The sequence below is a fragment of the Actinoplanes sp. NPDC051470 genome, assembly GCF_040682035.1.
Lineage (GTDB): Bacteria > Actinomycetota > Actinomycetes > Mycobacteriales > Micromonosporaceae > Actinoplanes.
Genome location: NZ_JBFBAA010000017.1, coordinates 113,401 through 135,745 on the forward strand (window position 1 = coordinate 113,401; position 22,345 = coordinate 135,745).

The 22,345-nt window shown below is 72.5% G+C and carries 20 protein-coding genes; 11 read left to right on the forward strand and 9 right to left on the reverse strand.

All coding sequences use genetic code 11. From position 1 onward, the window contains the following. Positions 1-8: 8 nt before the first annotated feature. Positions 9-986 carry a cation diffusion facilitator family transporter gene (locus AB0M54_RS28010; RefSeq protein WP_364474608.1) on the reverse strand — a complete coding sequence of 326 codons (978 nt, stop codon included), beginning with the start codon at positions 984-986 and terminating at the stop codon, positions 9-11. A gap of 95 nt (positions 987-1,081) precedes the next feature. Between AB0M54_RS28010 and AB0M54_RS28015 the strand changes: the two genes are divergently transcribed. The 6 genes from AB0M54_RS28015 (at position 1,082) to AB0M54_RS28040 (ending at position 5,656) form a co-directional block, all read left to right on the forward strand. Further along, positions 1,082-2,068 (forward strand): WYL domain-containing protein, encoded by a 987-nt coding sequence (locus tag AB0M54_RS28015; protein WP_364327541.1) that lies wholly within the window; start codon positions 1,082-1,084, stop codon positions 2,066-2,068. Next, positions 2,068-3,048 (forward strand): YafY family protein, encoded by a 981-nt coding sequence (locus tag AB0M54_RS28020; RefSeq protein ID WP_364327835.1) that lies wholly within the window; start codon positions 2,068-2,070, stop codon positions 3,046-3,048. Before AB0M54_RS28015 ends, AB0M54_RS28020 begins: the two co-directional genes overlap by 1 nt. Positions 3,049-3,064: 16 nt before the next feature. Further along, positions 3,065-3,340: a hypothetical protein gene (locus AB0M54_RS28025; protein WP_364327833.1), complete on the forward strand. Its 276-nt coding sequence runs from the start codon at positions 3,065-3,067 to the stop codon at positions 3,338-3,340. A 141-nt stretch (positions 3,341-3,481) separates the two neighbouring features. Beyond that, positions 3,482-3,784 carry a Sec-independent protein translocase subunit TatA gene (gene tatA, locus AB0M54_RS28030; protein ID WP_364327538.1) on the forward strand — a complete coding sequence of 101 codons (303 nt, stop codon included), beginning with the start codon at positions 3,482-3,484 and terminating at the stop codon, positions 3,782-3,784. Positions 3,785-3,790: 6 nt separating this feature from the next. Beyond that, positions 3,791-4,738 (forward strand): twin-arginine translocase subunit TatC, encoded by a 948-nt coding sequence (gene tatC, locus AB0M54_RS28035; RefSeq protein WP_364327535.1) that lies wholly within the window; start codon positions 3,791-3,793, stop codon positions 4,736-4,738. 18 nt (positions 4,739-4,756) lie between these two features. Then, positions 4,757-5,656, forward strand: coding sequence for a YegS/Rv2252/BmrU family lipid kinase (locus AB0M54_RS28040; RefSeq protein WP_364327532.1), 900 nt, complete (start codon positions 4,757-4,759; stop codon positions 5,654-5,656). A 180-nt stretch (positions 5,657-5,836) separates the two neighbouring features. Here AB0M54_RS28040 and AB0M54_RS28045 read toward each other — a convergent pair whose 3' ends face one another. Next, positions 5,837-6,547 (reverse strand): HAD-IA family hydrolase, encoded by a 711-nt coding sequence (locus tag AB0M54_RS28045; RefSeq protein ID WP_364327529.1) that lies wholly within the window; start codon positions 6,545-6,547, stop codon positions 5,837-5,839. A gap of 87 nt (positions 6,548-6,634) precedes the next feature. Between AB0M54_RS28045 and AB0M54_RS28050 the strand changes: the two genes are divergently transcribed. Next, positions 6,635-9,391: a DEAD/DEAH box helicase gene (locus tag AB0M54_RS28050; RefSeq protein WP_364327526.1), complete on the forward strand. Its 2,757-nt coding sequence runs from the start codon at positions 6,635-6,637 to the stop codon at positions 9,389-9,391. Here AB0M54_RS28050 and AB0M54_RS28055 read toward each other — a convergent pair. Both AB0M54_RS28055 and AB0M54_RS28060 read right to left on the reverse strand, forming a co-directional pair. Further along, a complete protein-coding gene (locus AB0M54_RS28055; RefSeq protein WP_364474528.1) occupies positions 9,290-9,979 on the reverse strand; it encodes an adenylate/guanylate cyclase domain-containing protein in 690 nt (229 codons plus the stop codon). The two genes, AB0M54_RS28050 and AB0M54_RS28055, sit on opposite strands and share 102 nt — an antisense overlap. 52 nt (positions 9,980-10,031) lie before the next feature. Next, on the reverse strand, positions 10,032-12,581 hold the full coding sequence (locus AB0M54_RS28060) for a CHAT domain-containing protein (protein WP_364474530.1): 2,550 nt from the start codon (positions 12,579-12,581) through the stop codon (positions 10,032-10,034). 144 nt (positions 12,582-12,725) lie between these two features. On the opposite strand from AB0M54_RS28060, the gene AB0M54_RS28065 reads away from it, so the two are divergent. The 4 genes from AB0M54_RS28065 (at position 12,726) to AB0M54_RS28080 (ending at position 16,518) form a co-directional block, all read left to right on the forward strand. Next, on the forward strand, positions 12,726-14,159 hold the full coding sequence (locus AB0M54_RS28065; RefSeq protein WP_364474532.1) for a S8/S53 family peptidase: 1,434 nt from the start codon (positions 12,726-12,728) through the stop codon (positions 14,157-14,159). A 103-nt stretch (positions 14,160-14,262) separates the two neighbouring features. After that, entirely contained in the window at positions 14,263-14,853 is a 591-nt protein-coding gene (locus AB0M54_RS28070; protein ID WP_364327515.1) for a sigma-70 family RNA polymerase sigma factor, read from the forward strand. Further along, positions 14,853-15,311, forward strand: a complete 459-nt coding sequence (locus AB0M54_RS28075; protein WP_364327512.1) for a hypothetical protein — start codon at positions 14,853-14,855, stop codon at positions 15,309-15,311. The genes AB0M54_RS28070 and AB0M54_RS28075 overlap by 1 nt, the downstream gene beginning before the upstream one ends. A 403-nt stretch (positions 15,312-15,714) precedes the next feature. Continuing rightward, positions 15,715-16,518, forward strand: coding sequence for an inositol monophosphatase (locus tag AB0M54_RS28080; protein WP_364474534.1), 804 nt, complete (start codon positions 15,715-15,717; stop codon positions 16,516-16,518). Positions 16,519-16,671: 153 nt separating this feature from the next. Here the strand turns inward: AB0M54_RS28080 and AB0M54_RS28085 are convergent, their stop codons facing one another. From AB0M54_RS28085 to AB0M54_RS28105, 5 genes are all read right to left on the reverse strand, one after another. Next, positions 16,672-17,130 carry a DUF1707 domain-containing protein gene (locus AB0M54_RS28085; RefSeq protein ID WP_364327506.1) on the reverse strand — a complete coding sequence of 153 codons (459 nt, stop codon included), beginning with the start codon at positions 17,128-17,130 and terminating at the stop codon, positions 16,672-16,674. A 141-nt stretch (positions 17,131-17,271) separates the two neighbouring features. Then, positions 17,272-17,898: an FHA domain-containing protein gene (locus AB0M54_RS28090; RefSeq protein ID WP_364327503.1), complete on the reverse strand. Its 627-nt coding sequence runs from the start codon at positions 17,896-17,898 to the stop codon at positions 17,272-17,274. Next, a complete protein-coding gene (locus AB0M54_RS28095; protein WP_364327500.1) occupies positions 17,895-19,163 on the reverse strand; it encodes a VWA domain-containing protein in 1,269 nt (422 codons plus the stop codon). The genes AB0M54_RS28090 and AB0M54_RS28095 overlap by 4 nt, the downstream gene beginning before the upstream one ends. Further along, positions 19,147-20,052, reverse strand: a complete 906-nt coding sequence (locus AB0M54_RS28100) for a protein phosphatase 2C domain-containing protein (RefSeq protein ID WP_364327497.1) — start codon at positions 20,050-20,052, stop codon at positions 19,147-19,149. Before AB0M54_RS28100 ends, AB0M54_RS28095 begins: the two co-directional genes overlap by 17 nt. Further along, positions 20,049-22,334: a tetratricopeptide repeat protein gene (locus AB0M54_RS28105; RefSeq protein WP_364474536.1), complete on the reverse strand. Its 2,286-nt coding sequence runs from the start codon at positions 22,332-22,334 to the stop codon at positions 20,049-20,051. The genes AB0M54_RS28100 and AB0M54_RS28105 overlap by 4 nt, the downstream gene beginning before the upstream one ends. Positions 22,335-22,345: the final 11 nt, after the last annotated feature.

Here is a 22,345-nt window from a genome sequence, read left to right on the forward strand (position 1 = left end):
CCGGGACTTTATAGGTCGGTGCCGCCCTCGCGATGGTTGCGTCCGGCCGATCCGCGCGTCGGGTCGAGGAAGACGTACCGGATGCCGGGGTAGCGGTGGCGGAGGCGTTGTTCGGCGTCGTCGGAGGCGGCCTCGATCTCGGCGCCGCTGACGTTGTCGTCGAAGTCGACCTTGGCCGCGACCAGGATGTCGCCGGGCCCGAGCTGCATGGTGAGCAGGGTCGGCACGGCCGTGACGACGGGGATGGCGGCCAGGTCGTCGGCGATCTGCTGGTGCATGCGCCGCGGCACCGCCCGCCCGACCAGCAGTGACACGTTGCTGCGGGCCAGCGTGCCGGCGACCAGCAGGAGCAGCAGGCCGATGGCGATCGAGGCGACGCCGTCCCACAGTTCGGTGCCGGTGAGCTGGGCCAGGCCGATGCCGACGGCGGCCAGCACCAGGCCGATCAGCGCGGCCGAGTCCTCGAAGTAGACCGCCTTGACCGTGGTGTCCGGGGTGAGCCGGAGGAACCGGGACGGTGTCGTCTGCCAGCGTTCCGACTCGTTGCGGACCTGGCGGCGCGCCTTCAGGAAGCTCGTGCCCTCGGCGATGAAGGACACCGCGAGCACGATGTACGAGATCAGATAGTGCCCGCTGTGCTCGCCGGAGATGATCGTGGTGACGCCGTGGTAGATCGAGAAGCCGGCGCCGCCGATGAAGGTGAACAGGGCGGCGATGAAGGCCCAGACGAAGCTTTCCTTGCCGTACCCGAACGGGTGTCGCTCGTCGGCGGGCTTGCCGCCGCGCCTCAGCGCGACGTAGAGGAAGACCTCGGTGACCGTGTCGGCCAGCGAGTGGGCCGCCTCGGACAGCATGGCCGCCGAGCCCGAGACCATGCCGGCGACCAGCTTGGCGACGGCGATGACCAGGTTCGCGAGCCCGGCGACGACGACCGTGCCGACGCTCTCGCTCTGTTGTTCCTCGACGGGTGCGGCCGCGCCGGCCAGGCCGACCGGCGTCGTGTTGCTTTCTGGCACCTGATCAGCATGCCCAGGCGCGTCGCCGGATAACCGCGCCGCCTCGGGGCTGCTAGCGTCTTCTCGTGTCGCGGACCCGCACCGAGCGCCTGGTGAACCTGGTGATCTGCCTGCTGTCCACGCGACGGTTCCTGACCGCCGCGCAGATCGCCGCGACCGTCCCCGGCTACGAGCACGACGCGGACGATCCCAAGGACCACGAGGCGTTCCAGCGCAAGTTCGAGCGCGACAAGGCCGAGCTGCGTGAGCTGGGCGTTCCGCTCGAGATGGCGCGGCCGAACGCGTTCGACGACGAGATCGGCTATCGGATCGCCCACCGGGAGTACGCGCTGCCGGACATCCTGCTGGAACCGGACGAGGCCGCCGCCGTGGGCATCGCCGCCCGGCTGTGGCAACACGCCGGTCTGGCCGCGGCCGCGTCGTCCGGTCTGGCCAAGCTGCGGGCCGCCGGTGTCGAGGTCGACCCGCAGGCCACCCTGGGCGTGGAGCCGGTGGTGACGGTCGACCCGGCGTTCGGGCCGCTGACCACGGCGGCGCGCGAGCGGCGGGCGGTGACGTTCTCGTACCGCGTGCCCGAGCGGGACGAGCCGGCCACCCGGCGGGTGGAGCCGTGGGGCGTGGTGTGCTGGCAGGGGCGGTGGTACGTGGTGGGGTACGACCGGGACCGCAAGGCCTCCCGCAGCTTCCGGCTCTCCCGCATCGTCGGCAACGTGCGCCTCACCGGGCGCCCCGACGCGTACACCCCGCCCGAGAACGAAGACCTCATCCAGCACGTGTCCCGCTGGTCCGGGCCGGTGGCCCACAACGGGCGGGCGACCGTGACGGTGCGGCCGGGGCGGGCGGCGGGCCTGCGGCGCTGGGCGGTCGCGACCAGTCCCGGGCCGGACGGCGACGTGCTGACGATCCCCTACTCCGACCCGGAGCGGCTGGCCGCGCAGCTGGTCGGCTACGGCGCCGATGTGCGCGCGGACGGCCCGCCGGAGCTGCGCGAGGCGGTCATCCAGCAGCTCAAGGAGATCGTCGCGCGACACGAGCACGTGGTGCCCGCGTGATGCCACCGCAGCAGCGCGGCACGACCCCGCCCCGGGCGTCCGGCGACCGGCTGGGCCGATTGTTGAGCCTGGTGCCGTACCTGATGGCCCGGCCGGGGATCGCGATGGCCGACGCGGCCGACGAGCTGGGGATCACCGAGCCGCAGTTGCGCTCCGACCTGGAGCTGCTCTGGGTGTGCGGGCTGCCCGGCTACGGCCCGGGCGACCTGATCGACATGGTGCTGGACGGCGACCGGGTGACGATCACCCACGACGCGGGGATCGACCGGCCGCTGCGCCTCACCCAGGACGAGGCGCTCGCGCTGGTCGTCGCGTTGCGGATGCTGGCCGAGACGCCGGGTACGGGTAACCGCGACGTGATCGAGCGCGCCCTGGCCAAGATCGAGAACGCTGCCGGTGACCTGGCCGGCGCGCCCGTGTCCGTACGCCTGCCGGCCGACGCGGAACGGCTCGACCGGATCCGGGCGGCGGTCGACCGGCGCCACGCTCTGCATTTGACCTACTACACTGCGGCCCGGGACGAGACGACCGAGCGCACGGTCGACCCGATGCGCATGCTGATGGTCGGCGGCAAGGCCTACCTCGAGGCGTGGTGCCGGCGGGCCGAGGCGACCCGGATGTTCCGGATCGACCGGATCGACGCCTGGACCGAGCTGGACGAGCCGGCCCGCCCGCCGGCCGAGGCGACCCCGGCCGACGTCAGCGACGGCGTGTTCCACCCGGGGCCGGAGTTGCCGCTGATGACCATGCGGGTCGGCCGCGGCGGGCGGTGGATCACCGAGTACTACCCGGTCGAGTCGGTCCGCGAGGACGGCGACGAGTGGGTGGTCACGATGCGGGTGACCGACCTGGGCTGGGCGCAGCGGCTGCTCAGCAGCGTCGGGCCCGAGGTGACCGTGACCGGCCCGGCCGAGCTGGTCGAGCGGATCCGCGCGCAGGCGACGACGGCCCTCGACCAGTACGCGTCACCAGGCAAGTAGTCTTACGGCCGTGACGATGTGGATCCTGATCGGGGCCGGCGTCCTCGGCCTCATCATCCTGGCCGTGGTGGCCGTGCCGCTGCTCGGCAAGCTGGGCAACCTGCGCCGGGCCGGTGAGCGCCTCCAGCGCCGCCAGGCCGAGGCGATGAAACTGCAGGCCAACGCCGAGCAGCTGCAGGAAACTCTGCTCGGGATGCAGCAACGGACCGACACGATGCAGGAACGGCTGGCCCTGATCAAGGCCGGCCATGGCGAACCGACCGGCAAACACGCCTGGGTAGAACGTCCCTGACGTGCGGTTAAGGCCGAGTTGTCAGGAACTTCATCCGCACCCGGCCAATACACAGCTACCGCGACCGGTTACATCGCCGAAACCACACGTACGATGGACCCCGGCACACCCCTGACATGATCCGACCGACTGGAGTTATCCATGGGCGCCCTCAAGCCATGGCACATCATTGTCTTCGTCGTCGTCCTCGTGCTGCTGTTCGGCGCGAAGCGGCTGCCGGACGCCGCGCGCTCGCTGGGCCGGTCGCTGCGGATCATCAAGGCCGAGACCAAGGGCCTGGTGGACGACAACAACGACACCGCTGAGAAGGCGGAGCCACAACACGCCCGCGAGCCGCTGCAGCCCACTGAGATCCACGACCCGCGCCGCAACGGCCAGGGTCCGGCTCAGGCGCAGCAGCAGCCGTACGTCGACCCGGTGCAGCAGCGCACCAACGACCGCTGATCGGTCGTGGCGATCTCCCTGCGCCGTCAGGGGCCGACCAAGTTCGAGCAGGCCTCCGACGGCTCCATGACGCTCATCGAGCACGTCCGGGAGCTGCGTAACCGCCTGTTCTTCGCCTCCATCGGCATCGTCGTCGGCCTGATCGTCGGCTTCATCGTGTCGCAGTGGGTGTTCCACATCCTCGAGGGGCCGTACTGCGGCCTGGAAAGCTCGTGGATCGACGGCAAGTGCCGGTTCGTCGTGCTCGGCGCCACCGACGGTCTGGTCCTCCGGCTGAAGATCGCGCTGTGGGTCGGTCTCATCGTCGGCGCGCCGGTCTGGCTCTACCAGCTGTGGGCGTTCATCGCCCCCGGCCTGCACAAGCACGAGCGCAAGTGGGCCTACGTCTTCGTGGCGATCGCCGCACCGCTGTTCATCGGCGGCGCCGTGCTGGCCTACTTCGTCATCTCGCACAGCCTCCCGTTCATCATGGAGGCCGGTGTCATCGGCGACACCACCCAGCTCGAGGTCGGGGCCTACATCGGCTTCGTGACCAGCATGATCCTGATCTTCGGGGCGGCGTTCGAGTTCCCGCTGATCCTGCTGATGCTCAACTTCACCGGTGTGGTCAGCGCGCGCCGGCTGCTGAGCTGGTGGCGGGTCGTGGTGTTCCTGTCCTTCGGCTTCTCGGCGATCGCCACGCCCGACCCGGGCCCGTTCGGCATGACGCTGCTGGCGCTGTGCATGGTCGCGCTCTATCTGGCGGCGACCGGGGTGGCGTTCATCAACGACCGGCGCAGGGGCCGCGACAAGGAGATCTACGCCGGGCTGGACGACGACGAGACGTCGCCGCTGGAAGACGATCGCACGCCGGTCGGCGCGGCCGATCGGGTGGACGGGCCGGCCTCCGTCGAGTCTCCGGAGCCGGTGGCCAAGCCACTGCCTCTGGAGCGCCGTTTCGACGACATGACCTGACCGGTAACCTCTCTGCCTGTGACACACAACACGATCGCGGTGCTGGCCAACCCCTCTGCGGGGCGCGGCCGGCACCGCGGCTTGCTTCCCCAGGTCGTCGAGCGGCTGGGGACCAGCGGCCTGGTGGTTCAGCTGGTCGACGCGACCACGGCCGAGGAGGCCGAGAAGGCCTGCCATCGGGCCGTGGCCGAGGGCGTGGCCGCGCTGGTCGCGGTCGGCGGCGACGGGACGGTGCATCAGGCGTTGCAGGCCGTGGCCGGGCGGGACGTGCCGTTCGGCGTGGTCCCCGCCGGCACCGGCAACGACTTCGCGGCCGGCACGGGCGTACCCCTCGCGCCGTTGAAGGCGGCCGAGGCGATCGCGGCCGCACTGACCGAGAAGCGTCACCACCGCATTGATCTGGGCCGGATCGAAGGCACCGACGGCGAGGTGCGGTGGTTCGGCGCGGTGCTGGCGGCGGGCTTCGACGCGATCGTCAACGAGCGCGCCAACCGGTTGCGCTGGCCACGCGGGCCGCGGCGCTACGACATCGCGATGGTGCTGGAGATGGCGCGGTTGCGGCCCCGGGTGTACGCGCTGGAGCTGGACGGCGTCGACCGCGGCTTCGAGGGCGTGCTGGTCGCGATCGGGGTGTGCGAGAGCTACGGCGGCGGCATGCGCATCCTGCCCGGCGCCGACCCCACCGACGGGCTGCTCGACGTGGTGGTCGCCGCGCCGATGAGCCGGTTCAAGCTGGCCACGCTGCGCCCGCGCCTGATCAAGGGCACCCACGTGACCGACCCGCTGGTCACCACCTATCGCGCGCGCGAGGTGCGGATCCACGCGGACGACATCGTCGGGTACGCCGACGGCGAGCGAACTGGCCCGTTGCCGGTGACCATCACCTGCGTTCCCGGGGCCGTCCGCCTGTTGAAGTAGTTCAAGTAGGCGGTTGTCCGTCCCCGACCGTGGTGGCGGTGGGACCCCGTCCCGCGATCGGCCCGTCGTTGAGATGGCCCGCGGTTTTCTGACGCCCGTCGCTCTTTGCGGGCGTCAGAAAACCGTGAGTCATCTCAACGGCATCAAGGGGCCGATCGCCCGCGGAGCGAAGCGGAGCCATCAAGCACAGCGGGCCAGGGCCAGGCTCGCGCCGAGGCCGTTGGTGTGGCCGGGCTCGGCGGCCGGGAGGACCAGGGCGGCGCAGCCGGCCTTGACGGCGCCGGCGTCGGCCGGGGTGTCGCCGACCATCAGGGTCCGCTCCGGATCAGCGCCGAGCATGCCGCACGCGCGCAGGAAGATGGCCGGGTCGGGCTTGCAGCGGCCCACCTCGTAGGACAGCGCGAACGCGTCGACCAGCGCGTCGAGGCCCCAGGCGGCGAAATGGGGGCGGATGTCGAAACCGATGTTGCTGACCACGCCGACCCGGATGCCGGCGTCGTGCAGGGTGCGCAGCGTCGGCTCGGTGTCCGGATAGGGCAGCCAGCCGTCGGGGCCGAGCAGGCGGTCGTACAGGGCGTCGGCGAGACCCTCGACGTCGGTCTGGACGGTCGACGCCAGGCCGGTGTAGGCGGCGCGGTGACTGTGTTCGTACAGGTCGCGGTCGGCCCAGTATTCGGCCAGATGGGGTGGCACGCGGTGGGGCAGGGGACCGCCGGCGCGGCCCGCGGTGACCAGGCGGTCGGCGAGAACGGTGGCCCGGCCCCGGTCGAGCGCGGCGCCGCACGACGCGGCCGCCGCGACCACCCAGGCGACCGGGTCTTCGACCTGGGCGAGCGTGCCGTGGAAGTCGAAGAGCACGGCATCAACGGGACGATGCTCAGTTTCCGGCACGCCTCGAACCATACCGACTGCCCACGACACCCCCGCAGGCAACCATCGGGATCGCAAGCTGTCACACATACGGCCTACTGTTGAGCCATGACGAGTCCCGCGGAGCGTTACGCGGAGTCGAGACGGCGGGCGGCCCGGGTCGCCGAGTTTCCCGCGCTGGACGACTTCATGCAGGACGTCGGGTTCGACCTGGACGATTTTCAGCGCGAGGCGTGTGAGGCCCTGGAGAAGGGCAGCGGCGTGCTGGTGTGCGCGCCGACCGGCGCCGGCAAGACGGTCGTGGGCGAGTTCGCGGTGCATCTGGCGCTGAACGGCGGCGGCCGAAAGTGCTTCTACACCACCCCGATCAAGGCGCTGTCCAACCAGAAGTACCACGACCTGGTGCAGCGCTACGGCGCCGAGCGGGTCGGCCTGTTGACCGGCGACAACGCGATCAACGGGGACGCGCCCGTGGTGGTGATGACCACCGAGGTGCTGCGCAACATGCTCTATTCGGGCTCGGCCAGCCTCAACGGGCTGGCCTACGTGGTGATGGACGAGGTGCACTACCTCGCCGACCGGTTCCGGGGCGCGGTCTGGGAAGAGGTCATCATCCACCTGCCCGGCTCGGTGACCCTGGTCTCGCTGTCCGCGACGGTCAGCAACTACGAGGAGTTCGCCGACTGGCTGGTCACCGTGCGCGGCGAGACGAGGGTCATCGTCAGTGAGCACCGGCCGGTCCCGCTGTGGCAGCACGTGCTGGTCGGGAAGCGGATGTTCGACCTGTTCCACGACGCCGACGCCGCCCGCAAGCACGACGTGCACCCCGAGTTGCTGCGCTACTCGCGCGAGATGCAGCGGCGGCTCGAGCTGACCGACCGCGCCGCCGGTCCGCGCGGGCGCGGCCGGCGCTGGACGCCGCCGCCACGGGCCGAGGTGATCGACCGGCTCGACCGATCGGGGCTGCTGCCCGCCATCGTCTTCATCTTCAGCCGCGCCGGCTGCGACGCCGCGGTGCAACAGTGCCTGAGCGCGGGCCTGCGGCTGACCGGCGCCGACGAGCGGGCCGAGATCCGCCGGATCGCCCAGGCCAAGGTGGCGAGCATCCCGGGCGAAGACCTGACCGTTCTGGGCTACTGGGAGTGGCTCGACGGCCTCGAACGCGGCGTCGCGGCCCACCACGCGGGCATGCTGCCGGCCTTCAAGGAGGCGGTCGAGGAGTGCTTCGTCCGCGGCCTGGTCAAGGCGGTGTTCGCCACCGAGACGCTGGCCCTGGGCATCAACATGCCGGCCCGGTGCGTGGTGCTGGAACGGCTGGTCAAGTTCAACGGCGAGGCCCACGTCGACCTCACGCCGGGGGAATACACCCAGCTCACCGGCCGGGCCGGGCGGCGTGGCATCGACGTCGAGGGCCACGCGGTGGTGCTGTGGAACCCCGATGTCGATCCACGGCACGTCGCCGGGCTGGCGTCCACCCGCACCTACCCGCTGCGGTCGTCGTTCCGCCCGTCGTACAACATGGCCGTCAACCTGGTCGGGTCGGTCGGCGCCGACAAGTCACGTGAGCTGCTGGAGTCGTCCTTCGCGCAGTTCCAGGCCGACCGGTCGGTGGTCGGGCTGGCCCGGCAGGTGCAGCGCAACGCCGAGACGATCCAGTCGTACGACCGGGACATGACCTGCCACCACGGCGACTTCGAGGAGTATTTCGCGCTGCGCGTGGCGATCGCCGACCGGGAGAAAGCGCTGGCCCGGCAGGGCACCGCCCAGCGCCGGGCGGCCGTGGCGGCCTCGCTGCAGAAGCTGCGCATCGGCGACGTGATCCGGGTGCCGCAAGGGCGCCGGGCCGGGCTGGCCGTGGTGGTCGACCCGGGCGCGGGCGGGTTCAGCGAGCCCCGGCCGCTGGTCGTCACCCAGGACCGGTGGGCCGGGCGGGTGAGCGGCGGCGAGTTCAACGGCGAGGTCGAGGTGCTCGACCGGATCCGGGTGCCACGACACTTCAACCCGCGGTCGCCGGGCGCGCGACGTGACCTGGCCGCGCTGATCGCCACCACCGGCCTCGAACGCCACGGCGACGCGCGGCGCAAACGCAACAACCCCCAGGCGGGCGCGGCCGAGGACGCCGAGATCGCGCTGCTCAAGGTGCAGATGCGGCAACATCCCTGCCACGCCTGCTCCGATCGCGAAGACCACGCGCGGGTCGCCGAGCGGCGGCACCGGCTCGACCGCGACACCGACGCGCTGCGCTCCAAGGTGGCCGGCCGCACCGGCTCGCTGGCGCGTACGTTCGACCGGGTCTGCGCGATCCTCGCCGCCCGCGGCTACCTCACCGCCGACGGCGAGGTGACCGAGGCGGGCCGGATGCTCGGCCGGATCTGGACCGAGGCCGACCTGCTCGTGGCCGAGTGCCTGCGCCGCGGCGTCTGGGAGGACCTGACCCCCGAGGAACTCGCCGGCGCCGTGTCCATGGTGCTCTACGAGTCGCGCCGGGAGAGCGACGAGCGCGTCTCGGTCCCCAAGGGAGCGACGATGGCCGCGGTCGAGGCGTGCGCCAAGCTGTGGGGTGAGATCGAGTCCGACGAGGCCGAGCACGGTCTGTCGCTGACCCGTGAGCCCGACACCGGCTTCGTCTGGCCGATCTATCGCTGGGCCAAGGGCGAGCCGCTGGCCCGGGTGCTGTCCAGCGGCTCCACCAGTTACGACTCGGAGATGCCCGCCGGTGACTTCGTACGCTGGGCGAGACAGGTCCTCGACCTGCTCACCCAGCTACGCGACGCGTCCTCCGCCTCGCCCGGCGTCCGCGACACCGCCCGCAAGGCGATCACCGCGGTCAACCGGGGCGTGCTGGCCTATCAGACGAGCTTGTAACGGCCCGCCGGCCCGCCCGCCGCGGGCCGGCACCCGGTGACTCAGCACCGGCTGCCGGATCCCTTTGAGGAGGGCCGGCCCGGTCGGGACCCCCCCGTTGACGCGACCCGCCACCGCGTACGCCCCCGGCCCGATCTGCAACTCGCCCGGACCGGCCAGGCCGCACAACCGCTGCGCGAGGTTGACGGCGCGTCCCCACACGCCGTACCCCGCGGGCGGCCACGACGGGGTCACGAAGACCTCGCCCCACTCGACCCCCGCGTGCACCGACGGACGAACGGCGCGGCTGCCACCGGCGGCAACCAGTGCCAGCCCCGCTCGTACCGCCCGGTCGGCCTCGTCGCCGGCCGTCTCCCGCAGGCCGAAGACACACATGAACCCGTCACCCAGCACCTGCTGGATCTCGCCGCCGTGCCGTTCCGCGATCGCCACCAGGTCATCCATGAGCGGTCGCACCACCTGATAGACGATCTCGGGTTCGACCGTCTCGACCAGCGCGGTGAAGCCGGTCAGATCTGCGAAGAGCACGGCGGCCTGCCGCCGGTGCCCAGAACCGTTGTGCTTGTCGTGCTCCAGTCCGACATCCACGCAGAGTCAGAGACCTGACTGTCGGCCTTGATACATCGACTTCGGAGGGTGATCAAGCCGCTCCGTAGGCGCTGAAGGTGCACCAGTTGACGTAGTTGGCCGCCTCCGTTCGGTCCAGTTCGGAGCGCGCGGCGTGCAGGGCCCGGGCCAGCGTCTGCCCGCCGGCGAGGTGCTCGTGGAGGGTGTACATCAGGTCGACCGCGGCCACGTCGGGCACCGCGGCGACGCTGGCCACCACGCCCGCGGTGCCCCGGGCCAGCAGCGAGCTGATGAAACCCACGACCTCGTCCCCGGCGTACGCGACATCGGCGCCGGACTGGCAGGAGGCGAGCACCAGCCGGTGCGGTGCCACCCCGCTGGTGTGCAGCTCCCGCACGGTCAGCGGGCCGTCGCTGAGCACCAGCGAGGAGAAATGCGGGTTGTCCGCGCGCAGCCAGCCGTGGCAGGCCAGGTGCACCAGGGCCGCGCCGTCGAGCAGGCGCAGCACCTCGCCGGACGTGCTCTGCGGCGGGCTCAGCGCGGTCGCCGCCGGGTACAGCTCGCGCAGCCGCAGCACCTCGGTCGTCGCGCCGGGCAGGCTCGGCCCCTCGACCAGCACCGTCGGGCCCGGTCCGCCGTTCCGGCCGGCCCGCCGGGACATCCGGTCCGCGGCGGCGGCCGTTCGAGCCCACACGCCGGCCGACGGGGCCAGCGACAGAGGCTGGTCCCACAGCGCCGACCACGGGATGCCGTGCAACTGACCGACCGGGACCACGACCAGCTCGGCGTCCGGCGGCAGGCCGAGCGGGGCCAGCAGCATCCGGCGCAGCCGGGCCACCCGGGAGTCGGCGCTGAGCCGGGCCGCGGCCAGCGACGACTCGGGCAGCTCCTGGGTCATCCGGCGCAGGGCGAAGAACAGCGTGCGGACCTGGCTCAGCACCGCCGCCACCGGGCCGAGCCGGACCAGCCGGCTGTTGCGCGGCTCGACCACCACCGCGACCAGATCGCCCTTGAGGTTCGCGTACTCGACCAGCACCCGGCCGCCCAGCTCGGACCGCAGCCGGGCCGGTCGGATCGGGCTGGTCACCGCCTGGTCGCCGGCCCGGCGCCGCCAGCTCGCCCGGCGGATCCGGTCCTCGATGGTCTTCTGCTTGGCGACCAGCGGCTCCGGCGGCGCCAGCTGCCGGTCGCCCTCGGTGGTCAGGCTCTCCAGCTCGGCGTGCAGGCCGCGCAGCTCGTCCAGGTCGTCACCGTCGGCGCCGTCCGGGGGCTCGACCGCCAGCAGCGCGGCCGCCCGGGTGCGCTCCATCCAGTCCAGCGCGCGCGGCGCCGATCCGCCCCGGACCATCACCTCGAGACCGAGCTGCCCCAGCTCGGCGCCGTGTCCCGAGGCCAGCACGCGCAGCTCGACGGAGGCCAGGGCGGTCCGGTGCCGGGCCAGATCGGAAAGACCCCTACGGCAGTACGCGAGGACGCCCGCGTCGTCGGCCCGGATCGCGGCGGCGTTCGCCCCGGCCACGCTCCCGCGCATCCGGACCAGCACCGGGCTCTTGCGGCCCAGCTCGGCGGCCCGCTCCCAGAGGCCGACCGCGTCGGTGCGACGGCCCAGGCGGGCGGCCAGCCGGCCGGCGATCACGTACGCGTCCACCGCGTACGCCCAGGTCTCCTGCTCCTCCAGGGTCCGGCAGATCCGCCGGGCCTCGCGCAGGTCGCCGCCGCCGGCCGTGCCCGCCTGCAACCGTGCCTCCACCCGGACCAGCGCCGCCCGGGCCTTCCACGCCCGCCGGCCCTGCCGGTCGAAGCTGCGCGCGGCCGCCGTGGCCGCCTCCTCGGCGCGTTCCGGGTCGCCCGCCAGCAGGGCCAGCTGAGCCACCCGCAGCTCGGCCTCGGAGCCCATCAGCGGCACGCCGTGCTGCTCGAACTCGGCGGCGGCGGCCTGCGCGGCGCCGGCCGCCTCGGGGATCAGGCGCAGGTCGATGAGCGCGTCCGCGTACTCCACGTAGTGTTCGCCCAGCGGCAGCCCGGCGGCCTCGTGCGCGCGAGCGGCCTCGTCGAAGAGCCGGATGCCCTCGCCCAGCCGGCCGGCGTGCACGGTCACCCAGGCCTGCGTCTCGCTCACCATCGCCACGTGGGCCGGCCCGACACCCGGGGCGGCCCGGCCGGCGTCGGCCAGCAACCGCAGCGCGTCGGCGTGCCGGCCGTGCTGCGACTCGATCATGGCCAGGTTGTTGCCGGCCACCACGCGCAGCCGCGCCGACAGCCCGTCGTCGGCCAGCAGGCTTCGGTACGCCTCGGCCGCCGGGCCCAGCCGGCCGAGGTTCTGGTCCAGCACCGCGCGCTGGAAGGCCAGCTCGATCGCCTGGTCCGCGGCCACGATCGGCCTGGCGTGATCAAGGTCACGGGAGGCGCCGGCCATGTTGCCCAGCTCCTGATTGACCACCGACCGAGTCATCAGGACCTCGGCCAGGACGTGGTCGAGCCGGTGTCGCCGGGCCACCGTCGCGGCCTCGTCGAGCAGGCGTTTCGCCTCGGCCGCGGCGAACAGCGCGCGGTGTCCCCAGGCCTGGGCGCGCAGTGCGAGGGCCAGTGCCGCGGGCGGACCGGACCGCCGCGCCCGCCGCACGAGATCGGCTGCGACCGAGCCGTAGCGGCGGGGATCCGAAATTATTCCCTCGTGGACACGCCTGGCGTGTATCACGAGGTCGACTGGCGTCTCTACTTCTGCCAAAAGACCAACTTCCGCCGTGCGAATGACCGGGGACACGCCATGAGATTCGAGCAAGACCGCCTGGGCTACGCGTTTGAGGGGGACTATCCCGAATCCTACGGGCCGGCCGACGCCGCCCGGCTCAGGGCGACGCTGGCGCAGCAGACCGGCCAGCTCGGCGCCGGCACCGCCGCGAACGACCAGCGCCTGCTCGGCATCCTGATCGGCCGGCGCTGCGGCGACCAGGCCCGGCCCCAGCTCGAGTTCCGGGGCCGCCGCGACGGCACGGTCAGCCTGCGGGCCCGCGGCGAGGTGGTGCTGCCGTCCGAGACGTGGGCCGCCGACGAGGCGAAATCGCTGTTCGGCGACTACGAGTCCGCGCGGGACGGCTCCGGGCGTACCCGGAATGTGCTGGTGCGGCGACCCGCCGCCGCGCCCACCGACCTCGACGCCGTGGTCTCCGCCAGCGAGGCGGCCAAGCTCGCCGCCTTCCCCAACTACCTGGCCACGATGGCCGCGGTGGGCAAAGGCGTCGGCGGTCCCGAGCCCACGCCCCCGCCGCCCGAGCCGACGCCCGACCCGGCGACGGCCGGCCTGGGCACCCTGACCGGCGGCCCCGAACTGGCCGCGCCGCCGGCCCCGGACAGCGTGGCCGGGCCCGCGACTCTGCCCCGCGGGTCCGGTCACGCTCCGATCAAGGTCGCGGTGATCGACACCGGCATTCCGCGGGCGACGCGCGACGACGGCTGGCTCAACGCGGTCGAGCGGCGCGACGACAACATCGACGAGCTCGACGTCCTGCCCGCCGGGCCGGACGGGCTGCTCGACTACCAGGCCGGGCACGGCACCTTCGTGGCCGGCATCATCGCGCGGGTGGCGCCCGGGGTCGAGCTGAGCATGTACCGCGCGGCCGACACCGACGGCTTCGCCACCGACTACGACATCGCCGAGGCGATCCTGCAGGCCCATGAGGACGGTGCCCAGGTGATCAACCTGTCGCTCGGCGTACGCACCGTCGACGACCTGCCACCGCCGGCCACCGAGGCCGCCGTCCGCAGGGTGCTCGACGAGTCCGGGGGCCGGACGGTGCTGATCGCGGCCGCCGGCAACCACGGCGACCAGGCCAAGGTGTGGCCGGCCGACCTGGACGGTGTCGAGTCGGTGGCCGGGCTGACCGCGTATCTCACGCCGGCGCCGTGGTCGTCCTACGGCGACAAGGTACGTTTCTCGGCGGTGGCCGAAGGCATCCGCTCCACCTACGTGAGCGGCGTCGAGTCGCCGGTTTTCGACCCTTCGCCCGACTCCTTCGGGACCGACGCGTGGGCATTCTGGAGCGGGACGTCGTTCGCGGCGCCCCAGATCGCCGGCGCGGTCGCGCGGATCTGCCAGGAAGAGGGCCTGGAGCCACGCGCGGCCGTCGACAGGCTGGACGACTTCGGCAAGGCGATCGCCGGGTACGGCAAGGCGATGCGGATCCTGCAGGGGCTCGGTTGATCCCGTGCACGGCTCCGGACCAAGTGATGGACCGGACGGCTGGGGGGCCGTCCGGTCCACGTCGCGGCAGAGCGGGGACGACATGGCATCAGACACATCGGACATGCACGACTGGGACCTGTCCGAGCTGGTCAAAGCGAGCATCGATCACGATGAGGACGCGTGGAACGAGCTGGTACGGAGGTTCGCCGGACTGGTCGCGTACGTCATCCGGCACTACCGGCTCTCCGCGGCCGACACCCAGGACGTCAGCCAACTGGTCTGGCTGCGCCTGGTCGAACACCTGGGACAGATCCGGGAACCGGCCGCCCTGCCGGGCTGGCTGGCCACCACGACGCGCCACGAGTGCGAGCGATACCTGCGGGTCAACGGCCGGAGCGTGGCCGTGGACCCGATGACCATGCGGGAGGACCGGTCCGCCGCGCCGGAGGTCGACGAGATGCTGCTGGCGGTGGAGCGCCGGCAGGTGCTGCTCGACGGCCTCGGCGAACTGGCCCCTCAACAACGTGAGCTGCTGCTGATGCTGTCCGCCGACCCGCCCTACTCATACGCGGAGATCAGCCGGATCCTCGGCATCCCGATCGGCAGCATCGGGCCGACCCGCAGCCGAGTGCTCGAAAAGCTGCGTGATACAGACGCCGTGCGGGCATATCTCGAGGCGGATCGATCCGCACAGATGGGAAGGTGTCCGTGATGCCCTGGCGTAACTGGAGCGACGACGACGAGCTGATGCGCGACATCGCCGACGCGGTACGCCCGGAGCCGCTCGAGCAGCAGATCATGGCGGCCGGTCGGCTGGTCTTCGCCTACCACGTGACCGACCTGGACAAGGCGCTGGCCGCGCTGACCTACGACTCCCGGGTGGACGGTCTCGCCGCGGTCCGCGGCCCGATCTCGGGCGCCCCGCGCAGCCTGGTCTTCTCCCTCGGCGAGATCCGGGTCGAGATCGAGATCAGCGACGAGGGCATCGAGGGGCAGCTGATCCCGCCCGAGCCGGGCCGGGTGTGGCTGCTCGACGCCAGCGGCCCGGTCGCCGAGACCACCGCCGACGAGGTCGGGTGCTTCTCGTTCCCGTCGGCCCGAACCGGTCCGGTGCGGATCGAGTGCGACGTGTCCGGGCGGCGGGTCGCCACGGAGTGGATCACCGCCTGACCTGCCCGCGGCGCTGGACATGACATTCGACCCTGTACGCGCTCACCCTCGGGTGAGCGCCGTCGTCGTCCCGGAGCGGGAGGTGTGGCCGACCGGGACCGTCCGTCGTCCGTCGTCCGTCGATCTTCGACGTAGGCGAGGGCGTCGTCCCCGGGCGGAGACCGGTCGCGCACGACGTACTCGTAGATCGTCCGGGCGAGCGCGAGATCGGCGTCGTCCAGGTCAGCCGCGGCAACCCCGCAGCGCGGCGTCGTCGTCCTACGAGTAGGAGACGCGTCAGCGGTACCTCGCTTGCAACCGGGGCATCCACTGTGTCAGGCCACCCCCTTCGAGCCGTGGCAAATGGTGAACGTTGGGTGGCCGAAGGTGTGGTTGCGTGCCCGGGGTAGCGGGCCGTGGTCTGATGAACATTGTGGGTGACGATCTTCAGGTTGCGCGGCGGGCGGCTCTGGCCGGCGCCGCGGTCGGGATGCGCTGGTTCGCCGATCTGGCCCGGCTGCGGCAGGAGATGAAGCCCGACGGGACCGTGGTCACCGAGGCGGATCGGGCCGTTGAGGCGGAGATCCGGACGGTGCTGTCGGCGGAGCGGCCCGATGACGCCGTGCTCGGTGAAGAGGGCGGGCAGTCGGGGGACGCTGGGCGGCGGTGGATCGTCGATCCGATCGACGGGACGGCGCTGTTCGTCGCCGGGGACGATCGCTGGCTGGTGCTGGTCGCGCTGGAGGACGAGGGCGAGATCGTCGCCGGGGTCGCGGTGATTCCGGCCCAGCGGCGGGTGTTCTGGGCCGAACGTGACGGTGGCGCCTGGGAGGCGCCGCTCGATGACCTCGGGTCGGCCCGGCGGCTCGCGGTGGGGGCGGCCGCTCCAGAGATCAGCGTGAGCGTGGGCGCGGCCGAGCCGGCGGCTCCGGATGTTCGGCTCAGCGTCGTGCCGCTGCCGTCGGTCGCCGAGGTGGATGTGCTGCTGGCGGCGATTCCGGGGCGGCCGTGGCGGCTGCACCCGCCGCTGCTCGTGGCCCGGGGTGATCTGGATGTGGCGGTGCAGAGCAGCGGGTACATCTGGGACTTCGCGGCGACCTCGCTGATCGTGCGGGAGGCCGGCGGCTACTACCGGACGCGGGCGGGGGACACCCGGCCCGGCCGTGGTCTGTCGATCTTCGCGCGGAACCCTGAGCTGGCCGCCGAGGCCGCCACCCACCTGGCGTGAACCGCGATTTCAGAAGGCCGCGGGCCGTGATGGCGGGGGTTGGGCCGTGATGGCGGGGGCTCGGCTGCGGTGGAGGTGGCCGGGCCGCGATGAGGTGGGCCCGGGCGAGATGAGCCGCGGTGAGGTGGGCCGTGGTGAGGAAGGCTGACGGGCTCAGGGTGACGTCGGCTTGTTGAGGACGAAGATCAGGCTGATCAGGGCGGCGATCGACAGGGCCACGCCGATGATTCCGAAGACGCGGCCGAGCAGGGCGGGGGAGAAGCCTCGGGTGCGGGCGCCCCGGCGGCTCAGGAAGATCGCGATGATGCCGAGGACGCCGCCGAAGACGCAGAACGAGGTGGGCAGGCTCAGGATGCCGAGGATCAGGGCACCGCGGTCGGCGCCGGCCACGGGGCGTCGCGCGGGCGGGGCCACGGCGATCAGGGGGAGCCAGGCGTACTCCGGTGGGAGGTCGATGAGCTGGGCCACCAGCTCCGACGTGTACGTGGCCGAGCCGACCGCCGCGACCCGGCGGTCGTAGTCGCTCAGCGCCACGTCGCCGGCGTCGAGGGCGCGGTTGAGCAGGTCGAGCACTTCGAGGCGTTCCGCGCCGGCCACCCGTTCGTCCCTCATCGGCGCGAAGGTATCGCCGCGGGAGGCCTGCGGTGGCGAGATGCACGAAGGTCACCCCTGAGGGGCAAGGCGCGCTCGTCAGTTACCGACTAGTTGGTAACTAAGAGGGGTGCCCGGGACGTCAGCTGTGCGGGAGCGACCTCACCCCGTCGGCGCGTGAAGGGTGATGCAGGTCCAGGCGCCGACGTGGAAGCGGTCGCCGTCGGCCAGAACGACACCTCGGCCGGGCTCCAGGGGCAGGGAGTCGTCGTTGACGTAGGTGCCGTTGGTGGAGCCGACGTCGGCGACCAGCCAGCGGCCGTCCATGTTCTGGGTGAGGATGGCGTGGCTGTGGGAGACGCCGGGGTCGTCGGCCAGGTCGATCTCGGGGTCGGTGCCCTTGGAGGCGCTCTTGCGGCCGACCCGCACCTGGGGCGGCGGCAGGCGGACGTCGCGGGTCAGGTGGTCGGTGGGGAAGACGACGCCGTCGACCGAGTTGGCGTCGAACCACGCGCGGTCGGCGGTGATGGTGACCAGCCACTCGCCGGCGGTCTGGGCGGCGGCCGCCGCGGGGGCCAGGACCGGCACCCGGCCGGTGTTCGAGTCGTAGCCGCAGTCCTCGCAGAACCGGCCCGACTCGGGCAGCGCCGCGCCGCAGTTCGGGCAGGGCGGCGTGGCCGGCGGCGCCAACGTCTGTACCGGCAGCGGCGCCGTGGCCACGCCCATACGGACGCCGCAGACGTCGCAGAAGTCGTCGGTCGACGAGTCGTGACCGCGGGGACAGATCACGAGGACGACCGTCCGACCCGCACCGTCTTGGTGGACCGGGTGTCCAGGGCCATCTCGTCGGCCGCGTCCACCCGGCGGCGCAGCCGGACCGTGCCGGTCACCGCGTCGTCGATGTCGACCACCGTGGCCAGCAGCTCGGTGGTGGCGCTGTTGCCGCTCTCGTGCGCGAGCTGCGCGGCCCGGCCCAGCTTGATGGTGGCGGTGTGCTCGTCACCGGCCTTGCGCGCCTCCAGCCCGGCCTGGATCGCGTCGGCCAGCTCGGCTTGCCCGGTGTAGTGGGCGACCTGCCGGTTGATGCGGGTGGAGAGCCCGCTGTCGCTGGTCCAGACGGCCCGGATCAGGCACTGGGCGTGCACGTCGTCGCCCTCGACCACGGACACCCGCGCGGCCAGCATCTCGTCGCCGGCCTGGCCGGGATTCACCTCGACGCTGATGTGGTAGTCGCGGCTCTCGTTGCCCCAGGCGCCGAGCGGGTAGCGGCCGGCCCGGGGACCGTCCTCGACCCGTTTGCCCGACAGGTCGACGACCGACGGCTCGACCTGCTTCACGTACCGGATCTTGGTGTTGACCGGGGTCCAGACCTTGAGCTGGACGTCGGCCGAGGTCTTGCCCATGGCGTTGGTGATCATCTGCTCGAAGGCGGCGGTGAGGTCGGTCGGCCGGGCCACGATGTCGACCGTGCCCAGCAGCGCGCCGGCGATCTTGCGCAGCTCGGCGACCTTCCAGTTGGTGCCGACGCCGCGGGAGTCGCACTGGAACTTGCCGCCGATGCTCTCCAGCACCTTCTCCAGGTAGCCGGCGTGCTCGCCGTTGTCGCCGTCGGTGAGCAGGATGGCGTGCGCGATGTCGCCGGGCCGCTGGGCGAACAGCTGCGCGGCGAGCTTGAGCCAGGCGCCCATCGCGGTGCCGCCGCTGGCCTGGAGCCGGTCGATCGAGCGGATCGCGTCGGCGCGGCTCTGCGGGCTGGACACCGCGAGCTGCCCGGGCGCGGGGAAGAGCTGCTGGGCGGTGCTGACCCCGGCGATGATCGCGAAGTGCACGCCGTCGTCGAGGCAGGTCACCGCGGCCTTGGCGGCCTGGCGCGCGGCCGCCATCCGGCCCTCGGCCTGCATCGAGCCGGACGCGTCGACGATGATCACCTCGGTCGCCCCGGTGGTCCGCCGCCCGGTCGCCGAGCCGGTCGACGTGACCGTGACGATCGCGTTCACCTCGGTCCCGCCGAGCGGGAGGAACTCGTTCTGGAACGCCTCAGCGGTGTACGCCACGCGGACCTCCCACAGGTGTCAGGGCGACGGTGATGTTGTCCGCGCCGCCACGTTCGTTCGCGAAGTCGACCAGCGCCCGTGCCGCCGCGAGCGGGCCTCCGTCGAGGCTGCCACGGACCGCGTCGGCGAAGCCGGCCGGGTCGTCGAGGTAGTTCCACAGCCCGTCGCTGCACAGGACCAGCGTCCCGGGCGCGTCGAAATCTCTCGAGCCGGACGAGGGCCGCAACGCCGGGGCGTCCGCTCCCAGCCATGCGGTGATGGCGTGCGCCTGCGGGCTGAGCATCGCCTTCTCCGGGTCGGCGCCCAGATCGACGGCGTGCCGCGCCCACGAGTCGTCCTGGGTGAGCTGTTCGGCCGGGCCTTCACCGGGCACGAAATAGGCCCGGCTGTCGCCCACCCAGGCCCAGCTGACCGTGTCGCCGCGAACCGAGGCGGCCACGATCGTGCAGGCCGGCGAGTCGTGATCGGTGCCGAGCGCGTTGACGGCCTTGCCGGCGACGACGATCGCGTCAGCCGGATCGGCCGAGCTGAGCGCCTCGCCGGCGGTGCGAGCGGCGAGCAGGGAGGCCTCGTCGGCCCGCGCCGACGCGGACACCCCGTCGCAGACGACCAGATCGACGTCGGCGGCACGGGCGGAGAAGAAGAACGCGTCCTCGTTGCGGTGATGTCGTTTGCCGCGGTCGGTGACCGCCGCCCCGAGCGGCCCGGCGTCGTCCTCGGCGTGGTCGCTCTCTCGTTCCGCCATCATCCCGCAGCTCTCGCAGTATCCGTCGTCACCGACGCCGCCCCCGCAGTGGGCGCAGGTGATCAGCCGCCGCCCGCACTCCTCGCAGAACGTGGCCCCGGCCGCGCGCTCGTCGTCGCACGCGGCGCACTCGATGGTGGTCATGTCCGGGTCCTCGGGCGGGAGGCGTTGGCCAGGTCGACCAGCCGGACCCGGTCCGGGCCGTGGGTGGCCCGGGCCATCTCCCGGTACGCGGACTCCAGCGCGAACCGCAGGTCGCGTTCGCCCGCGATGCCGTCGCCCCGGCCCAGGATCGTGCCCGGCACCGGCGTGCCGGCGCCGGACACCACCAGCGCCTGTTCGAGCAGTTCCGCCCGTAGTTCGGCCACCTGCGCCGCCTCCGCCTCCAGCTTGGTGATCATCTCGGCCGCCGCGGCCAGCGCGGTGACCGCCGCGGTGGCCTGTGTGTGCGGCCGGACCAGCGCCCGCACCGCGCCGACCTGGGAACTCCGGTAGGCCGCCGAGGTGCCGGGGACGCGATGGTATGCCTCCACCGCACCGTTGCGATCACCGGTGGCCATCCGGCACCGGGCCAGCCCGGCCGAGGCGGTCGTGTAGGCCGGGTCGGTGCGGCTCACCACGTCGTAGTAGCCGGCCGCCACCTGGTGGTCGCCGGCCAGCTCGAGCGCGAGGGCCAGGGCCAGCTTGGGCGCGAGCTCGCCGGGCAGCGCCGAGAACACCTCGTCGAACCGGCGCCGGGCCAGGCCCAGGTCGCCGGAGGCCAGCCCGAGCACGCCGTCGTACCAGGCCACCCGCCAGTCCGAGGGTGACGCCGCGCCGAGCGCGTCCCGGGCCCGCTTGGCGTGCGAGAACGTGTCGAGCCCGGGGTGGTCGTGCTGGGCCGAGGCGCCCAGGTCGATCATCGCCCGCATGGCCCGCAGCTGGACCTCGATGGTGTGCGCGGGCGCCCGCCCGAGCAGGGTGAGCACCTCCTGCGGGTCGGTGACGGTGACCGAGGCGAGGAACGCGGCCGCCGGGTCGGTGATGTCGACCAGCGGCGACGGCAGGAACCGCCACTCCGGGGCGTCGCTGCGCGGGTCGGTCCGCAGCTCGCCGGTGAACAGCCGGGATGTGGCCGGACGCGGGTCGCCCCCGGCGGCCAGCACCTCGCGCAGCACCCCGAGCATCTGCTCGCTCATCTCGCCGGCGTCGGCGAACCGGGCGGTCGGGTCGCCCTGGGTGGCCCGGACCAGCAGCCGGTAGAACGACTCGTGCCGGTGGTAGACGTCGACCGAGTCGGGGGCCGGGAGGCTGGTGGCGTAGGTGCTCTGGTAGCCGCGGAAGTCGGTGGTGAGCACGGCCAGGGTGCGGCCGATGGTGAAGATGTCCGACGCCGGGCTCGGGCCCTGGGTGGCGATCTCCGGCGCCTGGTAGCCGACCGTGCCGTACAGCGCCGAGTCGAGGTCGTCCTCCTGGACCACGCCGCCCAGGTCGATCAGCTTCACCTGGTCGCCGGTCTGGATCACGTTGTCCGGCTTGAAGTCGCAGTAGATCAGGCCGCGGTCGTGCAGGTAGCCGAACGCGGGCATGATCTCCAGCAGGTACGCCAGCGCCTGCTCGACCGGCAGCGGGTCGTGCACCCCGCCGTTGGCCGCCATCCGGTCCTTGAGGATGCCCTTGAGCGACTCGCCGCCGACGTACTCCATGACGATGTAGCCGGCGCCGTCGTGCTCGACGAAGTTGTAGATCTTGACGATGTTCGGGTGTTCGACCTCGGCCAGGAACCGGCGCTCGGCCACCGCGGCCGCGAGCGCGTCGTCGTCACCGGCGTTGAGCAGGCCCTTGAGCACCACCCAGCGGTCCGAGACGTTCCGGTCGATGGCCAGGTAGATCCAGCCCAGGCCGCCGTGCGCGAGCGGACCGACCACCTCGTACTGCCCGCCGACCAGGTCGCCCTTGACCAGCTTCGGGTTGAAGTCGAAGGCTTCACCGCAGTTGGGACAGAATCCTGAGGTACGCCCGGAGCGCCCGTTCCGCCCCCGGCCGACCTCCTTGTTGCACTTGGCGCAGTACCGCTTGTTCTCGGGCACCTCGGCCGGCGACATGACCGCGGTCGACGGGTCGGCCTGGGTGATCGGGGCGATGTCGACGAGCCCGCCCCCGAAGCGCCGGCGGCGGGTTCCGGTGCGCGTGGAGATCGCCCGGGTGCTGCGGGCCGATCGGGTCGGCGTGGAGACCGGCGCAGGCGTCGGCGCATGTGCCACAGCCACAGTCGGCGCCACCGCCGGGGCCGGGGCCGGCTGCGGGGCCGGCGCGGCCAGATCGAGCGTCGGCTCCTCGACCCGCGGGGTCGGCCCGGCCGGCATCGGGATGGCCACCACCGGCGGCGGGGGCGTGGCCTCGACCCGGGCCGGCGCCATGCCACAGGTGTCGCAGTAGCCATCCATGATGGAACCCG